Annotated in this window: 1 protein-coding gene; it reads left to right on the forward strand. The window is 26.1% G+C overall.

Annotated features, from left to right (window positions below; genetic code table 11):
- Positions 1–162: 162 nt before the first annotated feature.
- A complete protein-coding gene (locus BUA77_RS13295; RefSeq protein WP_072891096.1) occupies positions 163–606 on the forward strand; it encodes a hypothetical protein in 444 nt (147 codons plus the stop codon).
- The last annotated feature ends 511 nt before the right edge of the window (positions 607–1,117 follow it).

A 1,117-nucleotide genomic window follows, 5' to 3' on the forward strand; every position in this document is an offset into this window, starting at 1 on the left:
AAATTGGGGATTCGTTACACCCTATTACCTTTTTAGGTAACAAAGCCTATGGAGTGTTATAGCAAACGAAAGTAGCTTAGGCAAAATCGGACATTATGAAGTAGGAAAGAAACAAGAATCTTTAATTTATAGATTTTTATAGATTTTTGGTAACGGGATAAGGTGAAAAGATTAATTTTACTAATATTAATTGCAATAGTAGGAATCTTTGGCTTAACAGGTTGTCAAAATGAAAAAGAGATTTCTACAACGGAGAAGTATTCAGATATGTATGAGCGTACATTTGTGGATGTAATGGCTGTATATCCTGTTGTTGCTCCTATACTTATGACAGAGGAAGAAGATTTTGATAAAATTGTAAAAGAAATAAATGAGGTTATAGAAAGATTAAATGATGAAAATGTGCATTTTTTTTCTGAAGAAGCACGAGAAGTTGTAGGTAAAATTACTTCTTCAGCTAAGAAAGCAATAGAGTATCATGAACTTTATTTAAATAGTGATTATTCAATGGAATTAAAGCAATCAACTATGAATGAAATAACTAAAATAGCAGACTTAATGAGAGAGTACGCTAAACTTTATGATGAGTTTTTGAGAAATAGATAAAATACTACATAAAATTTATAAAAAGTTTCTAACTAGTTCTTGAATACGTTTTCGAATATTAGAGATTTATTTAAAGATTTTTTACAGTAATATTGTAAAATCACTATAAAATTATTTTATATTCACAATAGAAATTCTAACATAATAGTAAATTAATAACAATTTCTTAACTATAACTAAGTATCTAATTGGAAGATAATATAAAATGTATGCTCTAACAAATCGTAAGCAATTTTAAATATGAAAATAAAAGCCATGGCTTATAATTCATTTGATTTGATAATAAAAGTGCCATGGCAAAAGCTTACGTAAAAAGGAAAAGAATAGAGTACAACTTTTATGTACTCTGTTCTTTTTTTATTTTTAATTTTATTCTATTAATTAAGTTGAGTTATAATAGAGTTACAAAAGTAATACTTTAGAAACACTTATCAGGGGGGATGAAATTGGATAGAAATGAGTTCGATGAACTTGATATTTTAAATCAAATTGAGTATTTTAATAAAAAACT

Source organism: Tepidibacter formicigenes DSM 15518, assembly GCF_900142235.1.
Classification (GTDB): Bacteria; Bacillota; Clostridia; order Peptostreptococcales; family Peptostreptococcaceae; genus Tepidibacter; species Tepidibacter formicigenes.